Origin of the sequence: Streptomyces sp. WAC05292, assembly GCF_003949955.1 — a bacterium.
GTDB classification, from domain to species: Bacteria; Actinomycetota; Actinomycetes; order Streptomycetales; family Streptomycetaceae; genus Streptomyces; species Streptomyces globosus.
In genome coordinates, this window is sequence record NZ_RPSE01000808.1 from 1 (window position 1) to 859 (window position 859).

Annotated in this window: 1 protein-coding gene and 1 pseudogene; both read right to left on the minus strand. The window is 78.0% G+C overall.

Annotated features, from left to right (window positions below; all coding sequences use genetic code 11):
• A pseudogene (locus tag EF903_RS33165) lies at window positions 1-202 on the minus strand (hypothetical protein); the annotation flags it as partial.
• Window positions 199-859: polysaccharide deacetylase family protein (locus EF903_RS33170; RefSeq protein WP_148142674.1), on the minus strand; the 661-nt coding region annotated here is incomplete at its 5' end. The pseudogene EF903_RS33165 and the gene EF903_RS33170, both read right to left, overlap by 4 nt.

The window sequence follows — 859 nt, forward strand, 5'->3', positions numbered from 1 at the left end:
TGACGACCCCCCGCCCCTCCCACAAGGCCGCCGCGCTCGTGGCCGGTCTGGCCCTCGCCGCCCTGGCCGGCTGGCGGGCGCGGGCCTTGGAGACGCGGGCCTCGGCGGGGCCCCGGTCGGCCGATCCGCCGCCGGCCAGGGCGGCGAGGGCCAGACCGGCCACGAGCGCGGCGGCCTTGTGGGAGGGGCGGGGGGTCGTCATGGGGTCAGCAGCTCCGTGGTGGTCACCGCGCGCAGCTTGCGGCGCGCGAGTTCTTCGAGGAGGGGCGGCATCGCGTCGACCGTGTCCGCGTAGCCGAAGTGCAGGCTCACCACCGATCCCCTTTGGATCGTCCCGGTGACGGTGCGGATGACGGCCGCCGCGCCGGGCGAGGTGAAGTCGAGGGAGTCGACGTCGTACGACAGGACGTGCGGGTAGCCCGCCCTGCGGGCCAGCGTCCGGACGAGGGGGGTGGCGTGCTGCGTCTGCGAGGGGCGGAACCAGGTGCCGATGGAGCCGGTGAGCCGCCGCAGGCGCTGGGCGCAGCCGGTGATCTCGGCGTGGGCCTCGGCCTCCGGCAGGTCGTTGAGGGCGAGGTGGCGCTGGGTGTGGTTGCCGAGCTCGTGGCCTCCGTCCAGGATGCGCGCGGCCATCGCGGGGTGGGCGTCGAGCCAGGTGCCGACGGCGAGGACGGTGACCCGGGCGCCGGCGCGCTCGGCCTCGGCGAGGACGGCGCGGGCGGTCGCGGGGTCGCCGTTGCCGTGGAAGGTGAGGGCCACTTCGGGGCGGGTCCGCGGGCCGTGCGCGATCTCCTCGGGCTGCCCGGCGAAGCGGCGCGGTGCGGCCGCGGGGCGGCGGGCCGGCCGGGCCGGGGCGGCC